The organism is Paenibacillus hunanensis (genome assembly GCF_014645615.1).
Lineage (GTDB): Bacteria > Bacillota > Bacilli > Paenibacillales > Paenibacillaceae > Saccharibacillus > Saccharibacillus hunanensis.
The window spans coordinates 288,119-310,345 of the sequence record NZ_BMMB01000004.1; the positions used below are offsets into that span (position 1 = coordinate 288,119).

The window sequence follows — 22,227 nt, forward strand, 5'->3', positions numbered from 1 at the left end:
GTTCGGGAGGAAACGGGTATGCACACAGCGGAAACGATACAACAGGCGATTATGAATGTGATCGAGGGTAAACATCTAACGCGGGAGCAGTCTTATGAGGTGATGAGTGCGATTATGAATGGTGAAGCTACACCATCGCAAATCGGCGGTCTGCTCACATCCCTGCGGATGAAGGGAGAGACGGTGGAGGAAATCACTGGTTTTGCGGAAGCCATGCGCAGCAGTGGTGGACGTGTTCCGGTGATGTCAGCAGGCTTGCTGGATACATGCGGAACAGGTGGATCGGGTATTCACAAATTCAATATTTCCACCGTATCAGCGATCATTGCAGCCTCTGTATCGGTTCGTGTCGCAAAGCATGGCAATCGTTCCGCTTCTGGTAAAGCAGGTAGCGCCGATGTATTGGAGGCGCTGGGTGTGAATATCGGGCTGAATGCCGTACAGGCAGCAAGCTGTCTGAATGAGATCGGCATCTGCTTCCTGTTCGCTCAGGTGTTCCATCCTTCGATGAAGCATGCGGCGGCTACCCGTCGTGAGCTGGGTGTACGCACTGTATTTAATATGCTAGGCCCACTGACTAATCCAGCTGGTGCAGACCGACAATTGATTGGGCTGTATGATGGCAGTAAAATTGAAACTGTAGCACATACTTTAAAGCTGCTTGGTCTGGAGCGTGCTATGGTGGTAGCCAGTCAGGATGGATTGGATGAGATTAGCATCGCTGCACCAACACGCATCGCCGAGCTGCGAGATGGCGAGGTGCATACGTATGAAGTGACGCCGCAGGATTTTGGTTTGAGCAGTCATCCATTGGAGCATATGCTGGGCGGCAATGCAGAGGAAAATGCATCGATCATCCGTCGTGTGCTTCAAGGCGAAAGGGGAGCGTATCGTGATGTAGTGCTTGCCAATAGTGCAGCTTGCATTTATCTGGCATGCAAAGCAAACAGTCTGGCGGAAGGTGCTGCGATTGCGGCACAGGCGATTGATTCAGGAGCAGCAGCGAATAAGCTGCAACAATTAATTCAAACTACGGAGGCATTCAGCTATGTATCTTGATCGTATTGTCGTTACCAAGAAGCAGGAAGTTGAACAGTTGACCCAGAGCTTGTCTATCGCTGAGGCAGAGCGTACCATCGCAACCATGCCGGCAACACGCGGTTTCCGCGATGCACTAACGAAGCGTGCTAATCGGCGTGTTGGTCTGATCGCCGAGGTGAAAAAGGCATCTCCATCCAAAGGTCTGATTCGTCCAGATTTCCATCCCGTGACGATCGCGCAGGCGTATGAACAGGCAGGAGCGGACTGTATTTCCATCCTGACAGATGTACAATATTTCCAGGGCAATAATTCGTATTTGACGGATATTCGAGCAGCTGTAAATTTGCCGCTATTACGTAAAGACTTTATTATCGATGAACATCAGATTTATGAAGCACGTCTGATCGGTGCGGATGCGATTTTGCTGATTGCAGCGATCCTCACACCGGAGCAAATTGATCGTTATATCAAAACAGCGGTATCGCTTGGACTGGATATTCTGATTGAGGTGCATGATCAGGCGGAGCTGGAAACCGTGCTTTCTATCGAAGGCAGTGTGGAGCATGGCTTGATTGGCGTAAACAATCGTGATCTGAAAACATTCGAAACGTCACTATCAACGACAGCAGAACTGATTCGTCTATTGCCAGCTGGTGTACCATTAATCAGTGAAAGTGGGATTATGTCAACGGATGATATTCGCTATGTGTCTGATGCAGGTGCAGCAGGCGTGCTTGTAGGCGAATACTTTATGCGACAGCCTGATATTGCGGCAGCCGTGCATACATTGATGGCTCCTGCCAACCGTGAAGCAGGCGCTTCTCATGAATGAAAATGGAACCTCTCTCAATGAACAGCAGGTAACAGGGGGCTCTGGCATTACGCCAGAGCCGTCTGCTCTAAAGATAAAAATCTGTGGACTTCAAGACGTTGAAGTGCTAAAATCTATGATACCATTACCGATTGATTACATCGGATTTGTATTTGCACGAAGCAAGCGACAGATTGATTGTCAGCGTGCAGCAGAGCTACTGGATGTACTGAGCCAATGGCACGGACAGGCACCTCAAAGTGTCGGTGTATTCGTGAATCCAACGCTGGAGGAGTTACTGCATATTACCGAAGCAGCACCGCTGGATGTGATTCAGCTTCATGGTAATGAGACCCCTGCATTTTGCCAAGAGGTACGTGAAAAGCTACAGGTGAAAGTAATCAAAGTCATCTCTATTCAAGCTAAAGATAATCCTAAGGCAGCAGAATCTACATTAACTGCTAAAATAACACAAGTAAATAATGAGCCTGATGTGTATGAGATTGCAGCTGCAAAGCTAGCGCCATATGAAGGTACCGTAGATGCCTTTTTACTGGACACACATGATCCGCTCTATGGCGGCGGCTCAGGTAAAACCTTTGCCTGGGATGGCATTGCACCGTATCACCGCTGGACAGCAGCGCATGGTATTCCATTACTTGTTGCAGGCGGTTTATCACCTGATAATGTAAATGAGCTAGTCGAAGGCTATCCGCTGGAAGGCATTGATGTATCCAGTGGTGTCGAAACCGACGGAGTGAAGGATATCGATAAAATCAAACGGTTTGTGGAAAGGGCGAGAGCATAATGAAAATACTACCTGATGCAAAAGGAAGATTTGGCGATTTTGGTGGACGTTATGTACCGGAAACGCTGATGAATGCACTGATCGAGCTTGAGGATGCCTATCGCCAGTATGCTGAGGATCCGGAATTTCAAGAAGAACTGAATTATCTACTAAAAGAATACTCTGGCCGCGAGACACCGCTCTACTATGCAGAGCGACTCACCGAACAGCTTGGCGGTCCTAAAATATATTTAAAACGTGAAGACCTGAACCATACAGGTGCACACAAAATTAACAATGCCATCGGTCAGGGACTGCTTGCCAAGCGTACTGGCAAGCAAAAGGTCATTGCCGAAACGGGTGCAGGTCAGCACGGCGTTGCGACTGCAACCGTAGCTGCACTGCTTGGGCTGGAATGTAAAGTATTCATGGGAGAAGAGGATATCAAGCGTCAGCAGCTGAACGTATTCCGCATGAATATGCTGGGTGCTGAGGTTGTGCCTGTTACATCCGGTACACGTACACTCAAGGATGCGGGTAATGAAGCGCTTCGCTACTGGGTGAGTAATGTGGATGACACATTCTACATTCTCGGTTCAGCTGTAGGGCCGCATCCATATCCGATGATGGTGCGTAACTTCCAGCGTATTATTGGTGACGAGACACGACGTCAGATTTTAGAAAAGGAAAATCGTCTGCCGCATACGGTTGTGGCTGCGATTGGTGGCGGTAGTAATGCAATCGGCATGTTCTATCCATTTATCGGTGACGAAGCCGTGCGTCTGATCGGTGTCGAGGCAGCTGGACGCGGTATTGATACACCGCTACATGCGGCAACGATGAGTCTCGGTACAAAGGGTGTATTCCAGGGCTCGATGAGTTATCTGCTACAGGATGAATACGGTCAGGTACAGGAGGCGCATTCGATCTCCGCAGGTCTGGATTATCCGGGTGTTGGGCCAGAGCATTCATACCTAAAAGATATCGAGCGTGCCCAGTACGTACCGATTACCGACGCGGAAGCGATTGACGCGCTCAAGCTGCTCTGTCGCACCGAAGGCATCATTCCAGCGCTGGAATCGGCTCATGCGATTGCGCATACGGTGAAGCTAGCAAAAGAAATGACACCGGATCAACTGCTCGTCGTCTGCCTGTCCGGTCGTGGTGACAAGGACGTCGAATCGATCATGAGATACGAACAGGAGGGATCGCTGTGAGCGTAACCGGACAAAGTCAAAACCGCATGGATGTTACCTTCGCCACACTGAAGGAAAAGGGCGAAACTGCACTGATTCCATTCCTGACCGTTGGCGATCCTGATCCACAAACAACTGTTGATGTGATTATGGAGCTTGAAGCGGCTGGAGCGAATATTTTGGAGCTTGGTGTACCGTATTCTGATCCGCTGGCTGATGGACCTGTGATCCAGCGCGCTTCTCAGCGTGCATTGACGCATCGTGTGACGATTGATACATGTCTCCATGTAGCCAAGCAGGCGCGTGAGCGTGGCTCACAGATGCCGTTTGTACTGTTCACGTATTACAATCCGATTTTGCAATATGGGCTGGATCGCTTTTTTGAAGAGCTCCAGCGTAACGATATCAGCGGCATGATCATTCCCGATCTGCCGATTGAGGAATCCGAAGAGATGCGTGCACGCTCACGTGCAGCAGGTGTGAGTCTGGTACCGCTGGTGGCGCCAACGTCTCATGAACGCATCGCTTCTATTTTGAATGGAGCGCAGGGCTTTGTATACTGTGTGTCCTCGCTTGGTGTAACAGGTGAGCGCACGTCCTTCCACTCCAATGTAGAGCAGTTTATTAAAAGCGTACAGGCGAGCACCGATCTTCCAGTTGCCGTTGGCTTCGGTATTTCAAGCCATGAGCAGGTGAAGCAGTTCTCTGCATTTTGCGATGGAGTAGTAGTGGGTAGTGCAATCGTACGCCAGATCGAATCGCAAATTCCACTGCTGACCGATCCGGCGCGCAAGGCGGACGGCTTACAGCAGATTCATCAATTTGTTGCTGATCTAAAAGGAACACGTTGATCGAGGCTACTCACTGCGCGGCGCGATAAACCGTTAATGCTGGCAAAAGTACAATTTGTTAGCCTTGAGATGTATTAGAGCGGCAAATGATATAAACTAAAGCATATACGCTCATCTACATACTTACTCCGTAGCGAGCGGCTGGATTGGATCGACAGGTGCCTTTTATATAAAAGGCGCCTTCCTTACATCCGGAGAATCTGGAGCATAACATATCATCAGGCAAAGTATGGTTCGTGAAGTTCTGTTCATTAAGTCGATAAGGAGTTGTTCCGATTGAAACCAAAATCACGTATTGTTAATATTCCTGTTTATCAGCCTGGAAAGCCGATTGAAGAAGTGAAACGAGAGTTAGGATTGGAAGAAGTCATCAAGCTTGCTTCCAATGAAAATCCATACGGCTCGGCACCATCCGTGCAGCAGGCGATCATGAATGAGCTATCTCAGCTGTACCTGTATCCAGACGGCGCTGCGGTAGAGCTGACGGCTCAGCTTGCCGACCATATCGGTGTACAGCCGAATCAGATCGTGTTTGGCTGCGGCTCGGATGAGGTCATTGCGCTGATCTCCCGTTCGTTTCTGGAGCCAGGTGATGAGACGATTATGGCAGACCAGACGTTCTCTGTGTACAAAAGCAATGCGGATATTGAAGGAGCAACGGTGGTGGAAGTACCGCTTCAAGCGGGTAAACATGATCTCCCAGCTATGCTAGCTGCGGTAACGGACAGAACAAAGATTATCTGGGTATGTAATCCGAACAATCCGACAGGAACGATTGTGACCGAAGACGAGCTGGTCGCGTTCCTCGATGCTGTTCCATCCGATGTTATGGTCGTACTAGATGAAGCGTATTACGAGTATGTCATTGCTGGCGAATATCCACGCAGTGTGGAGCTGTTAGATCGTTATGAGAATATCGTCATTTTGCGTACATTTTCCAAAATTTACGGTCTGGCTGCACTGCGGATCGGCTATGGTGTCGGTAATGCAGACACGATTCGTCTGATAAATCAGGTACGTGAGCCGTTCAATACATCGCGTATTGCTCAGGCAGCAGCGCGTCAGGCGATTATCGATCAAGACTTCGTGAACGATTGCCGGATCAAAAACCGCGAAGGTATGGATTACCTGATCGCTGCCTTTGATCGCCTTGGTCTGACCCATTTCCCAAGCGAAACCAACTTTATTATGGTGGATACGGGGCATCCGGGTAAGGAGATTTTCGATGCACTGCTCCAGCGTGGAATCATTATTCGCGCAGGTCATAGCAAATATCCAACCTGGATTCGCGTATCGATCGGTAAGCCAGAGCAAAATGAAGCATTCGTCCAGGCGCTGGAAGAAACGTTGCAGGCACGTAAAGCGACCGTATAAAGGAATAACGATAGTAAAAGAAGTGATGACGAATCTGAATCATTTGTGGCAAAGGGTCTAAAAGTGATTCAGATCGTCGAACTGTACGATACAATTGAGCAGCAAGCAGCAAGCAGCAAGCAGCAAGCAGCAAGCAGCAAGCAGCAAGCAGCAAGCAGCAAGCAGCAGATGGCAATGCATTTTGCGTAATCGAAAATTTAAAGGTACAATACATGGATGGCAGTATAGCGTGATAACGGAGAGCAGGCGGCATCATATCCAGACGCAACAGGGTTGCTGGAAGGAGTGAAGCGTCTGTTTGTCAGTTATTCGCGTTGTGCCGCTTTAACGCAGCAGGAAAGACAATCGATAAAGAATGAGTGGGATACTAATGACGACAAAAATTGCGATTTTCGGCGTAGGGCTTATTGGCGGTTCGTTAGCTCTGTGCTTTAAAGGAAAACCGGGACTGCATGTTACCGGATATACGCATCTGCCGGAATTGATACATACCTTTCAGGAAAGGCAGGTCGTTGACCATGCAACCCTGTCGGTAGAAGAGGCTGCGCTGGATGCAGACTTTATTTTTCTCTGTGTACCGGTAAGCTTGCTGAATACGTATTTGGAGCAGCTTAGCCGTTTGCCGCTGAAAAGAGGCTGTGTCATTAGCGATGTAGGTAGCACAAAGGCATCGATCATTGCATGTGCGGAGCAGCTTCATTTCCAGACGGATGTACATTTTATCGGCGGTCATCCAATGGCTGGCTCCGAGCGCTCAGGTGTAGGTGCAGCATCGGCACTATTATTTGAAAATGCGTACTATGTGCTCACGCCACCAGCGGGCGTGCCGGATCATGCATATGATCGTCTTGCCACACTATTGTCTCAGCATACACGAGCGCAAATGGTACGTGTGGAGCCTGTGCTGCACGATGAGATCGTGGGCGCGATCAGTCATCTGCCGCATGTGATCGCTGTAGCACTGGTGAACCAGATTCGTGAATATAATGAGCATAATCCGCTTTATCGTATGCTCGCCGCAGGTGGATTCCGTGATATTACTCGGATTGCCTCCAGCGACCCGATCGTATGGCGTGATATTCTGCTCAGTAATCGCCATGTGGTCTTGAATTTGCTGAACGATTGGAACAAGGGTGTACAGCAGTTTATCGAGCTACTACAAACGCAGGACGCCCGTGGGATCGAGCAGCAGTTTGAATATGCAGGTGCATTCCGTGACGAGCTGCCCGAGCGCCGTAAAGGCATGATCACCACATTGTATGATCTATATCTCGATGTACCTGACCATCCGGGGATTATCGGTAAAATTACAACCGAGATCGGTAATCGCGGTATTAACATTAGCAATGTGCAGATTATTGAGAGCCGTGAGGATGTACCAGGCGTGATGCGTTTATCGTTCCGTAATGAGAAGGATATGGAGCAGGCAAAGGCGATGCTGCTGGATAGCGAATATAGTGTGTTTGCACGGGTATAGGAAGCGAGTAGTTTACGCTGAATAGGTTGCTTGATTATTCTATGTTATGAAAAGATAGCTGGGCTGCAAGTATGAGCGATTTGCTCTGTGCAAGGTATACCAGCTAGTTGTAATGATATGCTATCAGATAACAGCATTCATCTAATGGATGGAATGGTGCTATCTTTTTCTAGCTAGACTTCTCTACAATTCATCTATATCGTTCTCAATGTAATCTTGTATGGATAATCATTTATAGCTCAAAATGCACCTTATTCATAAAAGCGGACAGGATAATCGAAATCCGCTCTTATGAACAGGTGCATTTTTCTTATGGCAGAGGAAGGTACTTTGCTCACAATCCGATCTCGTCCATTTATAATCGAGAAGGATCACCCAGCTACATATCATTATTTAGCCATCTATACATCCCGAATCCCATCCAGCTCCACATAAAAAAATGAAAATTCAAGAACTATTTTCTACACAAAACAGTCTAACGATTAGTAACACACTCAAGCGCTTGAGAATGAAGCTTTCATACACCATGTAACGAGGTACTTTTATCCATAAGGGGTGTTCATCGGCAGTGATAGGACGGAAAAAAAGTAAAGCAAAGGAAACGCAATTCACCGAGCAAATAACCAGTATACGTGGCAAGCTATATCGACTCGCCTACTGTTATGTCAAAAATGAACAGGAAGCGCTGGATATCGTATCGGACGCTACGTATAAGGGCTATCTTGCCTTTATGAAGGCAGATACTGTAACCTATTTTGATTCATGGATGTCGCGTATTGTTATCAATACAGCCATCGATTATATGTATCGCAGTAAGCCGATGCTAGTTTTAGAAGATTTTACTCAGGGGCTGGAGGCTCCAGTAGAGAATGTGTCAATTGAAGCGAAGATGGATTTATACAATGCACTGGATCGGCTACGACCGGAGGAGAAGACGTATATTATTTTAAAATATTTTGTCAGTCTGTCTTTTAGAGAAATGGCAGAGGTATTAGCTGTACCTGAAAATACAGTCAAATCCCGATTTTACCGCATTATGCAGCAGCTCAAAGCCTATTTGATCGAAGGGGAGGTGGATTCGATATGATCGGAAAAAAGCATTACGATGATATTCAGATTCCACAGCAGTTGGCTGAGGTGATGGAACAGGCGCAGCAACGAGCAGCACAAGCACATCAGCAGCGTAAACGCCGCATTCGCTATGCTTCCGTGATTGCCGCTTGTATCGCATTATTATTCGTTAGTGCCAATATACCGAGCGTTGCGAGAGCGATGTATCCGATTCCTGTACTTGGCAGCATCGTAAAGGTGCTGCAATGGGGAGAAGGTGGAGCGATAACCGATGGAGCTCATGTTCAAACACAGGTAACCGACGAAGAGCTGCGCATTCAGTTTAGCAATGAGGGTAAAGAGCTGAGTCGTGTACCTGCTTATACAGTAGAGCAGAAGGAAGCGCCCCATCGTCTAATTTTTACGATTCAGGGGGCACGCTATCTCGACTTTGGTACAATTCGGCAAGATTTGCAGCAGCTACCTCTCGTGAAAGAGGTCTATCCGGTCATGATTCTGGATGATTCGGCTATTCGCTTTGTCGTAGAGCTGCAAAATGGAGTAGAGCATACGATTACAGAGTACCAGCAGCCTGCATCGCTGCAATTAATGTTACGAGCCTCGGATAAACAGGTACAGCCGCATGAAGTATTCGCTTTGCGCACGGCAGCCATGCCGATGAGTGAAGAAATGGCGATGCTGGAGGAAATGTATCCGCAGGAGGATGTATCCTTTATTAAAATATCTCCAGATGCATTCGTGGCTGTCATTGGCAACTACACAACAGCAGCAGAGGCAGAGCAAAAGCTAGAGCAATTAACAGCGGAAGCGACGGATGAGCCAACCTTTTATGTAGATCACTGGATGAGCGATGCCAAGCCAGCAGCGGTAAAATAATCGAATAGATGTAAAGGTTCATCGGGTGGTTGCTGAGTCTCTATACTTATGCTATGGAGAACTAAAATACGGATATACGATTTTAATACATTTGGAAGTGGATTCATACGATAGCTCCAAGAAGCCTATTTTCATCTTACCTGTACCTTATCTATACCTAGCTATATGCAAACCCCCATCTGTGTAGCAATGGGGGTTTTTGCTCAATCGAAATAGCCAAATTGATAAAATAGTAAAAAACTTCAAAAATATTACCTAAAGGGGTTGACGAAATGAAAGCGCATACAGTATACTTTAACTACAGTATGGTTTCTCTCCACTCCTATCCAACCACTGGAGTTTCTGAAACATGAAACTCGGCCGCTACGCTTAAAGCTAGCGGTTCTTTTTTTGTTAATTTAGTAAAAGTAAGTACTACCTTTACGTTTAGTATACTGTACCGGTATTTCTTGAATGTCGCCCCATTTAAAGTGCACTTCAGTTGGAGAGCCAGGGATGATTTTTTGTATCAGCAATTCAACAGATACTCGCTGTTTATCTGCTGGTAGACTTGATAATGCATCATCTGCAAGAGTTTCTAAGACATCATCATAATCACCATATGCTTTTTTTGTAGGTAGAGGAACTTTTTCTAAGAGTTCATAAATTTCTTTTTGTCGATTCTCATACCTATTCATGAGCGCAGAGAATTGCTCTTCATTTAATTTGCTGTTAAGGTAATAGTCATCAAATACTTTCTGTTTTGCCGCATCAAGTATTTGATATTCTTGCTGCAATTTTGCTAGAGAACTGCTTTTGGAATTGTTCTCACTGTCCTCTTTGTCAGTTAGAGCTGACATTACTTGATGCGGGGAAAAATGCTGTTTAGCTTTATCTGTGAGTAATTTAAGAACTGCCTGATCTAATGATTGTAAATCAAAGCTTGGACAGGCACACTTGCCGGTGGTGTTCTTCCTACTACAGATATACCGTCTAGTTTCTAGCCCGTGGCTAACTCGGCGAGCATGCATTTTTGACCCGCACAAGGGACAGCGCAAGATCGATGACAAAAGTTGCCTATCATGTTGACCTTTCCAAACAGTTCCTTTAGCAAAACGCATATTTTGAATGAATTGAAAGTCAGACCATTCAATCAAGCGGTCGCAGTCTTTAAGGGGATAATGCTCGCCCTCCCAATGTTGCATGGCAGCATAAGTACTATTAGATAATACATACCTTACTCGACGTACTGACCACTCTACACCAGATGCCATTTTAAAGCCTTTATCATTTAACCAGTTGGCTATAATAAAAGGACCCTTACCGTCTAAAGCTAATGTGAATATTTCCCGAATAATACTGGCAGCTGGTTCATCAACTACAAAATGATCGCCTTCTTTTTTTAAACCGTAAGGAGGAGGTCCACCGTTCCAACGCCCATTTTCTGCGTTGGTTTTTTTGTTTTGCATAGTAACTTGCCTAAGGTTATCACTATAGTATTCATTGAAATCCACCAAAACGCCAGCAACAAGACGACCTGCGGGAGAATCGAAATCAAGTGATTCAGATGCAGAACATAGATCAACTCCGAAAGAGCGAATAATGTTATGAATTTTTGAGAAATCTTGTTTTAGTCTAGTCACTCGAGACAAATGATATACAACAAATTTCTTGACTCGGCTATTAGGAGTATTTATATGATCTAAAGCAGACATCATTCCAGGTCGTTTAGTATAAGGCAAACTAAATCCAGAATAATCAATATCTTTGTACACAGCCACTAGCTTAAATCCATTATAAGCACAGAACTCTTGAATTTTTTTCAACTGAGTCTGTTCAGAAATATCCACCTTATCATTTCTTTCCTCACTCTGACGAATGTAACCAATAGCTTCAATTTCCTCATTCATTTATTTTCTCACCCCCCTTCAGGTAAGAACGATCAATATTTTCTTCTAACTTCAATCAATCTTCCAATTACAGATACTTCTTCTGATTTAATGATGTCCGGCTGAGATTTGCTATTTGAGTAACTGATCACGCAAATATCCTCCTGACATTTTATTCTACATAAAATAGCTTCCTGTCCGTTGATTGATACAACTGCAATAGAACTTGGATCAACTTGTTTGGTTCGTACTGCAATAGCAACATCTCCTGTAGAAATAAAGTCACCTATCATCAAGTCGTTATTTACTTTGAGTGCGAAAACTTCACGGTTCGCAATATCAGATTTATGTATGTATTCGCACTCATTTGTATTTGCTGTAGCAGAATTGATGACAGGAACTTTGATCATATCTAGAGAAGCGGAGTTGTATTCAGCTTGAAGTTCGCGAAGCTGAGTAAGTCGTTCCATTTTTTCGCGGATTTCATAAGGAGATTTTTGAATAGCAGCAGCCATGAGGAGCTTTTCAGGGTCCCCTCCAGTAACTTTAGCTAAAGCTCTATTCATCTCGTCACTACCAGGATTACCAGTTTTGCCGTTCTGGAGCTGCGAGATGTACCCCTTACTCACCGAAATACCTTCTTCAGACAATTCCTCAGATATTTTGGAAAGGGACTTTCCCGATCCAGCTATGTATGAACGTAACAATGCAAAGTAATCCAAATAAGACACTCCTCTTTTTTTAACTTCAATATAGCGGTGCTTTCTGTTTACATTCTACTAAACGTTTCAGTAAAAAGTCAACAATTATTGTTCGTTAAGTATTGACTGAAACGAAAATTACGTTTACTATCTACTTAACGATTCGTTTACTTTTTAGTAAACGGGAAGGGAGGAACAAATGATTGCTGCCAATCAGAGTGTGAGATATGCCAATGTGTTGACTGATGCAATTATCAAGACGGGTTATACCTATCAACAAGTCTCCGACAAGTGTAAGTCTTGTAACGTGTCGGTTTCAAAATCTTATATCAGCAAACTAGCATCTGGTAATCTGTCGCCTGCTTCTGATGATGTAAATAAAGTGTTGGTTGAAGTGCTTGGTCCTAAAAGCGGTTTAACTTATGAGGATTTAACCATTGCAAAATACAAAGAGATTATCCCTTTAGAGATTTTAGAAATGCTGAAACGGGCTTGAGAGGGGGACTAGGATGCGATCAAAAGAACAAGTTGTTAAAGACATGAACAAGCAGGGAGTTACTCCAGAAACGATTCAAAAGGAAATTGCAGCCTTAGAAGCTGAGATTTACTCATTTTTTATAAAAGGAGGTCTGCAGCGTGAAGATAGAACGCAAGCTAGAACCTTATGAACAGCAATTTTTAATGCTGTTCTGTGAAGGCATAAGACTGGCGCATCAAAAACGCCAATTCGATAAAGAGGCGAAGACTAATTCTAAAACTGGATAATGAGTCTTCACAAAATTTTTGGAGGAGATACACCATGAACCCAACAGTAGGACGCATCGTGCATTATCACTCAGCAAGTGGTGATCGCCCAGCGATCGTCACACAGGTCAACCAGTCCGGCACGATCATCTTAACGGTGTTTTACACCCATGAAACTCGCGCCGGTTTGGAATGCCGCGAAGGCGAGGATGTAGGCTGCTGGAGCTGGCCGCCGCGAGCATAAATGAGGAGGGATGATGCATGCACAAATCGATTGACAAGCAAGCAGCCAGTGAGCTGCTGCTGGAGCAAATAGGCAACAGTGTGTCGTTACAAGTAAAGCATATGGGTACGATCTTTGCGCGCAGCACCGGCAAACTCACGGACGTGCGCTTTGATGATGGATTGGTCGCGCTGGAGATTGACCGTACAACCATTTATATTGCCGCTGACGCATATGGCATCGTCCACAGAGGATGCTTGCCGCGCTCGTTTTTACAACTCAACGACAAAGTAAGCCGTATTGTTTGCGAGCTTACACCGTTGCAGCAGGCGCTGAGAGGAGTAGTCGGTGGACAAGTCAATCAGTAAGCAGGGGGCAATCACACTACTGCAAACCCACTTGGACGACCGGATTAGCATCAAAGTAAGTCGTGCTGGCGTAACCTTTGCCTGCGCCAACGGGGTGCTGACTGGCACCGATGTGAGCGATCACACGGTGACAATCGAGATTGAGCGCGTAGGTATTCGAGTATATGCAAATGCATATCAGATTACCAGCGATGGAGTAGACGGAAGAGAACGCTTACAGTTCATTGATACGCACACATCAATCATATGCGACATTGCGGTATTGACTCCAAAATTAAGAACGGATGTGATTACATGAATCAACTGGTATATATCGAAAACAACAAGCCTGTAACAGACAGCTTGCAGGTAGCGCTCACATTCGGCAAACGGCATGCGGACGAACTGCGTAGTATTGAACACTCTGGATTTAGTGCCGAGTTCACTGAACGCAATTTTGCGCTGAGTAATTACCGTGATAGCACGGGTCGCCGTCTCCCGAAATACATTATTAGCCAAGACGGATTCTCTATGTTGGCAATGGGCTATACTGGCGCCGCCGCTGTTCGCTTTAAGGAGATGTACATCGCGGAGTTCAACCGAATGGCTGCCAAGTTAAACGGAAACTCTTCTGGCGTGCAGGCGTTGCTACAGGCGACTCAGAACTTGATCGACACCCAAATGGTCATGGCAGAGCGTATGGACGCTGTAGAAAGCAAGGTGGACGCTCAGATCACACTCAATAGCGGACAGCAGAGGGCGCTGCAACAAGCAATCAACAAAAAGGTATGCAGTATCGAACCAATCAGCTCGGAACGCAGGGACTTGTTCCGACAAATTCACAAGGAAGTCAAGGATCGTTGGCAGGTGGCGAGTTACAAAGACGTGCTGCGCCATGAACTGGAGGGTGTTTTGGAATACGTTAAGGCATGGGTACCGGTGCGGAGGATCGAGCTATGACCTACGAGCATCTGGCACGTCTGTGGTTTAACCATCCACTTCAACACGCAATCATCTGCCGGAACATGAAAAAGGTCGCACGCTGGAACGTGCGACCTGATCGGACGGTTAACAAATAAACTACTGAAAATTTAACACGGATCGGAGTCACAGTCAATGTTGATATATGTGATTGTTGGCAATGCAGCTATTTTATGCGGAGCAGCCTGTGTGCTGTATTGGCATCTGGCTAAGGCTTGTAAATAGAAAAGGGGTGCGGTATGCGAGTGTTGCTTTTACGGGATACCCAGTACGCTAACAGAGTTGTAACTGGTAAGGTCGGCGTTTTTATTCGCCACTTAGGGGATGGGATCATTAAGTTTCCAGCTGGCACAATGGCAGAAGTGAACAACGACGGATTCTTGGTAATCGGCGGAGATGTTACTCCATATCGCTTACCAACGGATAAACCCAGATCGTGGGTTGAACTAATTACGCGTGATGAAGCGGACGAAGAACAGCGTTCACTTCACATTGATTTGAACAACTCTTTCGACTACTGCAAGTCGCTAGAGGATCGGGCTAGGGATGCAGAGTATGAAGCACGTGAATGCCGTTCTGAGCTTGAGCAACTGTATTCAGACCTGCTTGGTACACAGGCAAGCATCATACGCATTACAAGCCGTATCACGGCTATGGGGGTGATGCGTAGTGAACGAATGGAGACCCGTACCGAAGCCAGTCCACAAGCGAGTGAAAAAGACTGCCAAGCAGCGGGGCCAGATCATGGCTGAGGTCTACGCTGACGCTCTGGATCGCAGCCAAGGATATTGCGAGCGCTGCGGTAGCCCACAATGGCTTGAATGTGCCCACCTGGTACGGCGCTGGAAGCTCGATGAAACGACAGTTAACGATGTTGCTATGCTCTGCGGACCATCGGTCAACACAGGCACCTGTCATAACTGGGTGGATTACACTGCTGAGGGGCGCAAATGGGCAGAAGGCTTGCGTAATGAGTTTTGGCAACGAGAACGTGAAAGGATGATTACGGATGGCTGAGAAGCGGATGTTAAGCAAAGTTATATCCGTTTCGGAAAAGGTGAACATGCTGCCGGATATTTTCAGCATGCTACTATTCACCTGGATGATTCCGCATGCGGACGATTATGGCCGATTAGCCGGATCTCCGGCTAAAGTGAAGGCACTGGTGGTGCCTATGCTGGAGAAATCAATTCGGGATGTTGAGCAGGCGATACGCCAACTTGAAGAACAAGGAATCATTATTTGGTATGAGGTGGCCGGTGAAAAGGTTATTGAAATTATCGACTTTGCCCGGCATCAAGAAGGCTTAAAAAGCAAACGCAAGTCCAAATTCAACTCGCCTAACAGTCAAATAACGTTAAATAACAGTTATTTATCTGCAAGTGAAAGTGATATTGAGGAAATACTTGTTGACCTGATACAAAATGACGGTTTTATCGAGGGTGATAACATCACTTCGGTGGAACGACAGTTGAGGATTGATAATTCGTATTTGGACATTGTAGCGACAGGGCTATACCGTCGTTACTTATTCGAAATAAAGAGGCAGCGCCTATCGAATGCATCGATTGAACAAATATTAAAATACCGGGGCATGCTAAAAGGAACAGAAGTTGTTTGTACGCTGATCGGTAATGGTTTGGCTTCGAACTTCGATTTGCAGCGTTGTCGCGACGAAAAAATAAACGTCGCTGTGTACGATGATTCACTCAACATGGAATACCCTCTGTTATTTAACGTTAAGTACCGTCATTTACAGTTACTTGCTAATAGAACTGAACTGAAGGGAACTGAACAGAACTTAACAGAAGAGAAAAGAACGGAACAGGAAGATAAAATAACCGGCAGCGCCTATCGTCTTTTTGAAGAAGAGGGATTCGGGACACTCAGCTCCATCATTTCGGATCAGATCGATGACATGGTGAAAACCTACGGAATCCGTTGGTACCAGGAAGCTATGAAGGTATCAGTCGTTGCAGGTAAGCGCTCATTGAATTACGTGAACGGAATTTTGAAAAGCTGGAAGTCGTCTGGTATTGACGATCCTTGGAAGGAGGAAAAGCGGAATGAAGAGTTTAAAGGACGAACTCAAGGGATTCGATCTGGAAGCAATCCGGCGGCGGGCGGAAGCCAAGGCGAATACGCCAAGCTCGACGAGCAACAGCAATGGAAGCCCCGCCGAACTGCCGCGACATGACCGAGGATGCGAAGAGTGCAACTACGAAGGTGGCAAGCTGGTCGAGCGCCTGCGGGAAGGGAGCAATCCACCAGTTAAGGATTGGGTTTGGAAAGAATGTAGCTGTCGACGGGATCACATTAGCCGGATCATGAGTAGCAGTCACATCACGGAAGAGTTCCAACGCAAATCCTTTGACAATTTCGATTGCGACGGGCGCCCAGGGATCGTTACAAACGCATACGAATGCGCCAAAGGATACGCTGAGGACTTCCCAGACATTCGAAACACACCGCAGAACAGCCTAGCATTGCTTGGGCGATCAGGCTGCGGGAAGACGCATCTGACAATAGCAGCATCCAATCAGCTACTGTCACGCGGGGTAGCAGTCGTCTACTTTCCTTGGGTAGAAGGATTCAACGAGTTAAAGAATGATCTATCTCAGCTCGATCAAAGAATCCGGCGATTGCAGCAGGCGGAAGTGTTGTTCATTGATGATATGTTCAAAGGTCGTGCTGAACCGACGGCATTCCAACTGGAGCAACTGTTCGCCATCGTGAACGATCGATACCTGAACAAGCGCCCGATGATTGTCAGCTCAGAACAAACGATTGCCCAGATGTGCGAGTATGACGAAGCGATTGCCAGCCGGATCAATGAAATGTGTCGGGATTACAAAGTCACATTGACTGGTGGACTGGAACTCAACTATAGGCTGCTGACATGATAGATGATTTCGAACTCTACAATCAGGATTGGGACGAATTCATACGGAAAGGACGTGAATCCTATGAGCTTGAAGCAACCGAACAAATGGGATGTGTACGAGTACATGAAGAATCGATTCATGAACACGGGCGACATACCCAGCCGCCAAGAAGTATGTACGCAACTGACTGGCGTTGACCCATCGGAAGCGGACGAGGGAATCATTCACTTTTACGAGATTGTCAAAGGGTGGCCAGCTCATGCGTGATCCGATATTCCAGCAACGGAACTTTTTCACAGTCGCCGACGATAACGGGCAGGAGCTGGGCAGGGTGTATGTGCTAGATCGTGAGCACCTGCCACACCACTCGTCCAACCGGAAGAAAAAGGAACGCATGAAGGCACAGCATCTTCCGCGCAGGAAACGTAAAAACTGATTTTAAATCATATAACAACGAATTGGAGCGATTAAATATGGACTTGAACAAATTGGTAAATAACGCTATGGCAGAAATTCAGGAATCCGGATTTGTAGAACAGGTGGTAAAAAAGCAACTGGAAAGCACGATCTCATCAATCATCAGCGATCTGTTCCGATCCTATGGCACTTTTGGTGAAACGCTGAAAAAGCAAATTGAAGAACAGTTAAATATCGATTTTGGAAATTTGAACATCGCAGGCTATAACCAGCTCGTTTTGAACGCTGTAAAAGAGAAGTTGGATGAAGCTATCCACATTGAAGGCGTTCAAAAAATTAAAGAAGCAATGGACAAAATGCTGGGCGATCCAGTTAAGGAAATCAAACTTTCTGAACTGGTAGAGGTCATGAAGGAAGAAAAAACTGGGTGGGGTAATACGGATCATGATGACGAAGTGACTGTTGATATTGATAACAGAAGCACTCTCAGTTTTATCGGATTGGATGAAGAAGAAGGCAAGGAACGCTTTGAATGCAAATACAGATTTTCCGTTTGTGAAGATGGGTCTATCAATACAATGCAGATCGATGGCAAAGAATTTAATAACAAAATCATCATGGGCGGCCTTCGTGGATTTGAGAAAACTTTGTTCAAAATGTATGCATCCGGCACAAAAATCATCGTTGATGAAGATGACGTAAACACTTACTACTCTGACAGAGAATATTAATAAAAGGACTGGAGTGATTGGATATGAAAGAAGCAAGCATTATCAAGGTCGGTATCGGTGAAGGATTAAGCAAATATCTCTATACGTCAGCTACAGTAGCGGAAGTGTCCATCGAGGCAGACAAGTTACTGCAAAATTCATCCGATCCTGAACAGACTGTTAGTGGTCACTTGTCAGTATTAGATTCGGAGCTTGATTCGCTTTACCTAGCAATCAGTTGTGGCGAGTCGGTAGAAGTAATCCGTGAAGAGTGTACAGCAGCAATCGCACGACTTGTACAGATTTATCAGAAAGCAGGTGATCGGGACGGAGGTGCAAAATGACACCGCCGATTCCACGCCGCAATGAACCCGGATCACCGCCAGGTGAAGTATCAACTTCAAAATGGACGCCAGAGCAAATCGCGGAACATTTGTCTGGTAGTGAAGCGAAGATGAAGAAAGCTGAAAATAAAGGCACTTATGTACTGGTTGATGATGGCAGTCGCAATAAAAAACCAAAAGTCACCCCTGACATGGCAGAATACCTGAAGCTGCGTGCACAAGGCTATAGCCGCGCTTATATCGCAATTGAATGGGGATTGAAGGAAACGAACTTAACAGCCTACTGGATCCGAAAATGGGGGATAGGCACGAAAGAGCTTGAGCATGCCGCAATTAAGAAGTACAAGGAATCCAAAGGACAAGCGGAGCAAACGCCATCTGTAAACGTGGAGTCACCGCCTGCAGCTTCAGACAAGTCAGCATCATCGGATGAAATCGAATGGTTTATACCAGGAGCTAAACCAGTGGCTGCATGTGTAGGGATCATACGCGATGGACTATCAATATCTCGTACAGCACTGAAGTTAATCAGCGATGTAAAACCTGATCATATGAGTGTAGGTTTGTGTGCTGATGGTTTGATTCTGAAATTATCGCCAGCTGGCATGAAATTAGCTACAGGGAAAGCAGGCGGTGCGCAGATCAATAGCAGAGCTTTAGCTCGTTGGATTGAATCTAAAAAGATCAAAGCCCAGCGATACGAAGCATTACGGCATGCACCAGGCGAACTGTTAATTAAGGTGGAGTATGAATAATACGTTTTATACTCACTTCACCCGAGAGCATGCAGAAAGAGCGCTACCAGACTTGCGCGAAATTCTCCAAGGCGACCGAAAGCATGTCAATCTGCTTAAAAGACAAATTGAGGACATCCAAGACAAGTTCCTCAAACGCCGCAAACAGACTTATACAGAGAATGATCTGGAGTATTTCCAAATTATTTTAAATGAATCGCTATTACCAAGCCTGAAGAATCTCGAACAGGCAGTCTATGAAGTTCAGTTAATGGCAAATGGATATACATGGGAGCAAGTTGTCGCGCAGCGTGAAAAAACTCCAGAAGATGAACCAGAACTTACTCTATTTTGAAAGGATGATCTGCATGGAATGGATCAAATACCAATGTGAAGAATGCAACCGGCGTTTTTCTGTAGAGGAAGAACCGTCGGATCGGCTCGATGAACCTGGGTGTCCTGAGTGTGGTGTAACAAATTGTATAGAGCTGGAGGACTGAATATGCAAGAAATCATCGTAGACAATTTTGCAGGTGGGGGCGGCGCCAGTACCGGTATCGAGCTTGCCACCGGACGAAGCGTAGATATAGCAATTAACCATGACCCAGCAGCGATCGCAATGCATCGGGCTAACCACCCTGATACGGAGCATTACTGCGAGTCGGTTTGGGATATAGATCCACGGGAAGTTGTGAAGGGACGACCGGTTGGACTGGTCTGGCTCAGTCCAGACTGCAAGCACTTTAGCAAAGCTAAGGGTGGTAAGCCTGTTGAAAAAGGCATTCGCGGTCTGGCGTGGGTAGCTATTCGTTGGGCGGCTACCGTTAAGCCAAGAGTGATCATGCTAGAGAATGTAGAGGAGTTCAAGACGTGGGGGCCGTTGATGAAAGACGGATACCCTGACCCGGCACAGAAAGGTCGCACGTTCAATTCATTCGTCAATGCATTGAAAAGACAGGGTTATGAAGTACAAACCAAGGAGCTTCGCGCCTGCGATTATGGCGCACCGACAATTCGCAAACGCCTGTTCATGGTAGCTAGGTGTGACAACCAACCGATCACATGGCCAGAGCCGACGCACGGTGCGCCCGATAGTCCAGAAGTGTTATCAGGCAAGCTCCAGCCGTGGCGTACAGCAGCAGAGATTATCGACTGGGATATCCCAGCGCCGAGCATATTTGAACGGAAACGGCCATTGGCTGAAAACACGCTACGCCGGATTGCACGGGGTATTCAGCGCTTCGTAGTGGATAGTCCGAATCCTTTTGTGATGCGAGTCAATTTCAGTGGTTCCAATCATCATTATTGTGATTCGATAGACGAACCACTTAAAACCATCACATCTAAAAATGGATGGGGAATCGTAACGCCGTATATTGCTCGGATTGGACAGACAGGATTTGGCGGCGACAGGCTACAGTACAAGGCGACTGATCCACTTACAACTATCACGACCAAAGCTGAGCATATGCTTATCACACCTGTACTGGGAGTCAATACAAGTGGTCATCCAGGTGGCTCGGTAGACGATCCGTTAAAGACAGTAACGACTGGCGGTCATCACATGTTAATTGCGCCTATGTTGACTCAGTACCATACAGAGACAGATTCAAACTCAGTTAGAGGTCAAACGGTCGACCAACCAATACTGACACTTGATACATCTAATCGTTACGGCTTAGTCGCTGCTTTTCTGGCAAAACATTACGGAGGCAATTACACCGGTGCAGGCACGGAGCTGACTGATCCGCTCAGTACGGTTACCACAGTTGATCATAATGCATTGGTCACAAGCCATCTCGTTAAGCTACGCGGAACCTGCGCGGATGGGCAGCCAGTGACAGACCCGATGCCAACTATTACAGCAGGCGGCTTACATGTTGGTGAGGTGAGAGCCTTCCTGCTCAAGTACTATGGCAGCGCGGATAATGGACAACAGCTCAACGAACCGCTGCACACCGTCACTACAAAAGACCGGTTCGGATTGGTAACAGTTGAGGGTGTTGATTACCAGATCGTTGATATCGGTATGCGTATGCTGGAGCCGCATGAATTATTCGCGGCGCAAGGCTTCCCTGCCAACTACATCATTGACATGGATGCAGATGGGAAGCGTTACGCAAAGAGTGCGCAGGTCGCTCGTTGCGGAAATGCCGTACCGCCGCCATTTGCACAGGCATTGGTACGCGCGAATCTGCCAGAGCTATGTACCGGATCGGGCAATCAGTTAACGGTGGAGCGATACAAGGAAGCAGTTGGACAGGTGGAATTTAGTATCTAGTACACGAAAAATTAAAAACCTGATAAATTCACAAAAATGAATAATAAAGGGCTGGAACAAAGATGCACAAAGTCCCAGCCCATCATTTAGCGGTATTCCGCATAAAGGAGAGATAGACATGAACCATGTAGCGAAGAAGCCGCTCAAAGCGTACCGTGTATTCCAGTGTTCGCCCTGGGGTCATGGAGACGAAGTGAAGTATTATCAATGTCCCATCCAAGCTGAAAAAGACTTCTGGGAACGCATGAGAAAAGGCATAACCAGTAAAAACCTTCCCACTGTCGAAGATGTTTGTGACGACAAGGTAAAACCGTGGTCAGTTAAATTTAATAGTTCATCCTTATTTAGCGGAGTTTGCAAGGCGGTGGGCGTTATCCATTATTGGGATAGATGTAGCTATGAATACGACGAATGGGACATCAATTGTTATGAAATAGTAATTGATGAAATATCCATCGCTTAATCAATCACATACAGGCTGGGCATTCCCAGCCTATGGAGGGATAAC

31 protein-coding genes are annotated in these 22,227 nt (G+C 46.3%); 29 read left to right on the plus strand and 2 right to left on the minus strand.

Annotated features, from left to right (window positions below; genetic code table 11):
* Positions 1–18: 18 nt before the first annotated feature.
* From trpD to IEX62_RS09970, 10 genes are all read left to right on the plus strand, one after another.
* Complete coding sequence (trpD, locus tag IEX62_RS09930; RefSeq protein ID WP_188775302.1) at positions 19–1,059, plus strand: anthranilate phosphoribosyltransferase; 1,041 nt, start codon at positions 19–21, stop codon at positions 1,057–1,059.
* Positions 1,049–1,873, plus strand: coding sequence for an indole-3-glycerol phosphate synthase TrpC (gene trpC, locus IEX62_RS09935; protein ID WP_188775303.1), 825 nt, complete (start codon positions 1,049–1,051; stop codon positions 1,871–1,873). The genes trpD and trpC overlap by 11 nt, the downstream gene beginning before the upstream one ends.
* Before the next feature lie 115 nt (positions 1,874–1,988).
* Positions 1,989–2,660 (plus strand): phosphoribosylanthranilate isomerase, encoded by a 672-nt coding sequence (locus tag IEX62_RS09940; protein WP_229685730.1) that lies wholly within the window; start codon positions 1,989–1,991, stop codon positions 2,658–2,660.
* Complete coding sequence (trpB, locus tag IEX62_RS09945; protein ID WP_188775305.1) at positions 2,660–3,856, plus strand: tryptophan synthase subunit beta; 1,197 nt, start codon at positions 2,660–2,662, stop codon at positions 3,854–3,856. The genes IEX62_RS09940 and trpB overlap by 1 nt, the downstream gene beginning before the upstream one ends.
* Positions 3,857–3,882: 26 nt before the next feature.
* A complete protein-coding gene (trpA, locus tag IEX62_RS09950; protein ID WP_188775613.1) occupies positions 3,883–4,686 on the plus strand; it encodes a tryptophan synthase subunit alpha in 804 nt (267 codons plus the stop codon).
* Positions 4,687–4,962: 276 nt separating this feature from the next.
* Positions 4,963–6,060, plus strand: a complete 1,098-nt coding sequence (gene hisC / locus IEX62_RS09955; RefSeq protein WP_188775306.1) for a histidinol-phosphate transaminase — start codon at positions 4,963–4,965, stop codon at positions 6,058–6,060.
* Positions 6,061–6,123: 63 nt separating this feature from the next.
* Positions 6,124–6,249: a hypothetical protein gene (locus IEX62_RS23935; RefSeq protein ID WP_268239805.1), complete on the plus strand. Its 126-nt coding sequence runs from the start codon at positions 6,124–6,126 to the stop codon at positions 6,247–6,249.
* Positions 6,250–6,430: 181 nt separating this feature from the next.
* Positions 6,431–7,537: a prephenate dehydrogenase gene (locus IEX62_RS09960; protein ID WP_188775307.1), complete on the plus strand. Its 1,107-nt coding sequence runs from the start codon at positions 6,431–6,433 to the stop codon at positions 7,535–7,537.
* Between the two features lie 568 nt (positions 7,538–8,105).
* Positions 8,106–8,624 carry a sigma-70 family RNA polymerase sigma factor gene (locus tag IEX62_RS09965; RefSeq protein WP_229685709.1) on the plus strand — a complete coding sequence of 173 codons (519 nt, stop codon included), beginning with the start codon at positions 8,106–8,108 and terminating at the stop codon, positions 8,622–8,624.
* Positions 8,621–9,484: a DUF4179 domain-containing protein gene (locus IEX62_RS09970; RefSeq protein WP_188775308.1), complete on the plus strand. Its 864-nt coding sequence runs from the start codon at positions 8,621–8,623 to the stop codon at positions 9,482–9,484. Before IEX62_RS09965 ends, IEX62_RS09970 begins: the two co-directional genes overlap by 4 nt.
* A 398-nt stretch (positions 9,485–9,882) precedes the next feature.
* Here the strand turns inward: IEX62_RS09970 and IEX62_RS09975 are convergent, their stop codons facing one another.
* Positions 9,883–11,373 (minus strand): recombinase family protein, encoded by a 1,491-nt coding sequence (locus IEX62_RS09975; RefSeq protein ID WP_188775309.1) that lies wholly within the window; start codon positions 11,371–11,373, stop codon positions 9,883–9,885.
* A gap of 32 nt (positions 11,374–11,405) precedes the next feature.
* Positions 11,406–12,074 (minus strand): LexA family protein, encoded by a 669-nt coding sequence (locus IEX62_RS09980; protein WP_188775310.1) that lies wholly within the window; start codon positions 12,072–12,074, stop codon positions 11,406–11,408.
* A 178-nt stretch (positions 12,075–12,252) separates the two neighbouring features.
* Between IEX62_RS09980 and IEX62_RS09985 the strand changes: the two genes are divergently transcribed.
* The 19 genes from IEX62_RS09985 to IEX62_RS10070 all read left to right on the plus strand — a co-directional run bounded on the left by IEX62_RS09985 (position 12,253) and on the right by IEX62_RS10070 (position 22,182).
* Positions 12,253–12,549, plus strand: coding sequence for a hypothetical protein (locus tag IEX62_RS09985; protein ID WP_188775311.1), 297 nt, complete (start codon positions 12,253–12,255; stop codon positions 12,547–12,549).
* A 13-nt stretch (positions 12,550–12,562) separates the two neighbouring features.
* Complete coding sequence (locus IEX62_RS09990) at positions 12,563–12,721, plus strand: hypothetical protein (protein ID WP_188775312.1); 159 nt, start codon at positions 12,563–12,565, stop codon at positions 12,719–12,721.
* A gap of 131 nt (positions 12,722–12,852) precedes the next feature.
* Positions 12,853–13,041, plus strand: coding sequence for a hypothetical protein (locus IEX62_RS09995; RefSeq protein WP_188775313.1), 189 nt, complete (start codon positions 12,853–12,855; stop codon positions 13,039–13,041).
* 17 nt (positions 13,042–13,058) lie between these two features.
* Complete coding sequence (locus IEX62_RS10000; RefSeq protein ID WP_188775314.1) at positions 13,059–13,388, plus strand: hypothetical protein; 330 nt, start codon at positions 13,059–13,061, stop codon at positions 13,386–13,388.
* Positions 13,369–13,686 carry a hypothetical protein gene (locus IEX62_RS10005; protein ID WP_188775315.1) on the plus strand — a complete coding sequence of 106 codons (318 nt, stop codon included), beginning with the start codon at positions 13,369–13,371 and terminating at the stop codon, positions 13,684–13,686. Before IEX62_RS10000 ends, IEX62_RS10005 begins: the two co-directional genes overlap by 20 nt.
* Positions 13,683–14,327 carry a Rha family transcriptional regulator gene (locus tag IEX62_RS10010; protein ID WP_188775316.1) on the plus strand — a complete coding sequence of 215 codons (645 nt, stop codon included), beginning with the start codon at positions 13,683–13,685 and terminating at the stop codon, positions 14,325–14,327. The genes IEX62_RS10005 and IEX62_RS10010 overlap by 4 nt, the downstream gene beginning before the upstream one ends.
* The gene (locus IEX62_RS23940; RefSeq protein WP_268239806.1) at positions 14,324–14,446 is read left to right on the plus strand and encodes a hypothetical protein; all 123 of its coding nucleotides are present in this window, start codon (positions 14,324–14,326) and stop codon (positions 14,444–14,446) included. Before IEX62_RS10010 ends, IEX62_RS23940 begins: the two co-directional genes overlap by 4 nt.
* A gap of 147 nt (positions 14,447–14,593) precedes the next feature.
* On the plus strand, positions 14,594–15,100 hold the full coding sequence (locus tag IEX62_RS10015) for a hypothetical protein (RefSeq protein ID WP_188775641.1): 507 nt from the start codon (positions 14,594–14,596) through the stop codon (positions 15,098–15,100).
* Positions 15,093–15,365 carry a hypothetical protein gene (locus tag IEX62_RS10020; protein ID WP_229685710.1) on the plus strand — a complete coding sequence of 91 codons (273 nt, stop codon included), beginning with the start codon at positions 15,093–15,095 and terminating at the stop codon, positions 15,363–15,365. Before IEX62_RS10015 ends, IEX62_RS10020 begins: the two co-directional genes overlap by 8 nt.
* Complete coding sequence (locus IEX62_RS23740) at positions 15,358–16,545, plus strand: DnaD domain-containing protein (protein WP_229685711.1); 1,188 nt, start codon at positions 15,358–15,360, stop codon at positions 16,543–16,545. Before IEX62_RS10020 ends, IEX62_RS23740 begins: the two co-directional genes overlap by 8 nt.
* Entirely contained in the window at positions 16,532–17,251 is a 720-nt protein-coding gene (locus tag IEX62_RS23745; protein ID WP_229685731.1) for an ATP-binding protein, read from the plus strand. The genes IEX62_RS23740 and IEX62_RS23745 overlap by 14 nt, the downstream gene beginning before the upstream one ends.
* Before the next feature lie 63 nt (positions 17,252–17,314).
* Entirely contained in the window at positions 17,315–17,500 is a 186-nt protein-coding gene (locus IEX62_RS10035; protein ID WP_188775318.1) for a hypothetical protein, read from the plus strand.
* Entirely contained in the window at positions 17,493–17,669 is a 177-nt protein-coding gene (locus IEX62_RS10040; protein ID WP_188775320.1) for a hypothetical protein, read from the plus strand. Before IEX62_RS10035 ends, IEX62_RS10040 begins: the two co-directional genes overlap by 8 nt.
* A gap of 37 nt (positions 17,670–17,706) precedes the next feature.
* Entirely contained in the window at positions 17,707–18,381 is a 675-nt protein-coding gene (locus tag IEX62_RS10045; RefSeq protein WP_188775322.1) for a hypothetical protein, read from the plus strand.
* Positions 18,382–18,404: 23 nt separating this feature from the next.
* Entirely contained in the window at positions 18,405–18,704 is a 300-nt protein-coding gene (locus IEX62_RS10050) for a hypothetical protein (RefSeq protein WP_188775324.1), read from the plus strand.
* Positions 18,701–19,459 carry a hypothetical protein gene (locus tag IEX62_RS10055; protein ID WP_188775326.1) on the plus strand — a complete coding sequence of 253 codons (759 nt, stop codon included), beginning with the start codon at positions 18,701–18,703 and terminating at the stop codon, positions 19,457–19,459. Before IEX62_RS10050 ends, IEX62_RS10055 begins: the two co-directional genes overlap by 4 nt.
* A complete protein-coding gene (locus IEX62_RS10060; protein WP_188775328.1) occupies positions 19,452–19,793 on the plus strand; it encodes a hypothetical protein in 342 nt (113 codons plus the stop codon). The genes IEX62_RS10055 and IEX62_RS10060 overlap by 8 nt, the downstream gene beginning before the upstream one ends.
* A gap of 147 nt (positions 19,794–19,940) precedes the next feature.
* Complete coding sequence (locus IEX62_RS10065; RefSeq protein ID WP_188775329.1) at positions 19,941–21,719, plus strand: DNA cytosine methyltransferase; 1,779 nt, start codon at positions 19,941–19,943, stop codon at positions 21,717–21,719.
* Positions 21,720–21,837: 118 nt separating this feature from the next.
* Positions 21,838–22,182, plus strand: coding sequence for a hypothetical protein (locus tag IEX62_RS10070; RefSeq protein ID WP_188775330.1), 345 nt, complete (start codon positions 21,838–21,840; stop codon positions 22,180–22,182).
* Positions 22,183–22,227 lie beyond the last annotated feature (45 nt).

Coding starts and splice junctions, on each gene's coding strand:
- trpD (WP_188775302.1), top strand. CDS start 19: ATGCACACAGCGGAAACGATACAACAGGCGATTATGAATGTGATCGAG.
- trpC (WP_188775303.1), top strand. CDS start 1,049: ATGTATCTTGATCGTATTGTCGTTACCAAGAAGCAGGAAGTTGAACAG.
- IEX62_RS09940 (WP_229685730.1), top strand. CDS start 1,989: ATGATACCATTACCGATTGATTACATCGGATTTGTATTTGCACGAAGC.
- trpB (WP_188775305.1), top strand. CDS start 2,660: ATGAAAATACTACCTGATGCAAAAGGAAGATTTGGCGATTTTGGTGGA.
- trpA (WP_188775613.1), top strand. CDS start 3,883: ATGGATGTTACCTTCGCCACACTGAAGGAAAAGGGCGAAACTGCACTG.
- IEX62_RS09960 (WP_188775307.1), top strand. CDS start 6,431: ATGACGACAAAAATTGCGATTTTCGGCGTAGGGCTTATTGGCGGTTCG.
- IEX62_RS09970 (WP_188775308.1), top strand. CDS start 8,621: ATGATCGGAAAAAAGCATTACGATGATATTCAGATTCCACAGCAGTTG.
- IEX62_RS09975 (WP_188775309.1), bottom strand. CDS start 11,373: ATGAATGAGGAAATTGAAGCTATTGGTTACATTCGTCAGAGTGAGGAA.
- IEX62_RS09985 (WP_188775311.1), top strand. CDS start 12,253: ATGATTGCTGCCAATCAGAGTGTGAGATATGCCAATGTGTTGACTGAT.
- IEX62_RS09990 (WP_188775312.1), top strand. CDS start 12,563: ATGCGATCAAAAGAACAAGTTGTTAAAGACATGAACAAGCAGGGAGTT.
- IEX62_RS09995 (WP_188775313.1), top strand. CDS start 12,853: ATGAACCCAACAGTAGGACGCATCGTGCATTATCACTCAGCAAGTGGT.
- IEX62_RS10000 (WP_188775314.1), top strand. CDS start 13,059: ATGCACAAATCGATTGACAAGCAAGCAGCCAGTGAGCTGCTGCTGGAG.
- IEX62_RS10010 (WP_188775316.1), top strand. CDS start 13,683: ATGAATCAACTGGTATATATCGAAAACAACAAGCCTGTAACAGACAGC.
- IEX62_RS23940 (WP_268239806.1), top strand. CDS start 14,324: ATGACCTACGAGCATCTGGCACGTCTGTGGTTTAACCATCCACTTCAA.
- IEX62_RS10020 (WP_229685710.1), top strand. CDS start 15,093: ATGGCTGAGGTCTACGCTGACGCTCTGGATCGCAGCCAAGGATATTGC.
- IEX62_RS23740 (WP_229685711.1), top strand. CDS start 15,358: ATGGCTGAGAAGCGGATGTTAAGCAAAGTTATATCCGTTTCGGAAAAG.
- IEX62_RS10035 (WP_188775318.1), top strand. CDS start 17,315: ATGAGCTTGAAGCAACCGAACAAATGGGATGTGTACGAGTACATGAAG.
- IEX62_RS10040 (WP_188775320.1), top strand. CDS start 17,493: ATGCGTGATCCGATATTCCAGCAACGGAACTTTTTCACAGTCGCCGAC.
- IEX62_RS10045 (WP_188775322.1), top strand. CDS start 17,707: ATGGACTTGAACAAATTGGTAAATAACGCTATGGCAGAAATTCAGGAA.
- IEX62_RS10050 (WP_188775324.1), top strand. CDS start 18,405: ATGAAAGAAGCAAGCATTATCAAGGTCGGTATCGGTGAAGGATTAAGC.
- IEX62_RS10055 (WP_188775326.1), top strand. CDS start 18,701: ATGACACCGCCGATTCCACGCCGCAATGAACCCGGATCACCGCCAGGT.
- IEX62_RS10060 (WP_188775328.1), top strand. CDS start 19,452: ATGAATAATACGTTTTATACTCACTTCACCCGAGAGCATGCAGAAAGA.
- IEX62_RS10065 (WP_188775329.1), top strand. CDS start 19,941: ATGCAAGAAATCATCGTAGACAATTTTGCAGGTGGGGGCGGCGCCAGT.
- IEX62_RS10070 (WP_188775330.1), top strand. CDS start 21,838: ATGAACCATGTAGCGAAGAAGCCGCTCAAAGCGTACCGTGTATTCCAG.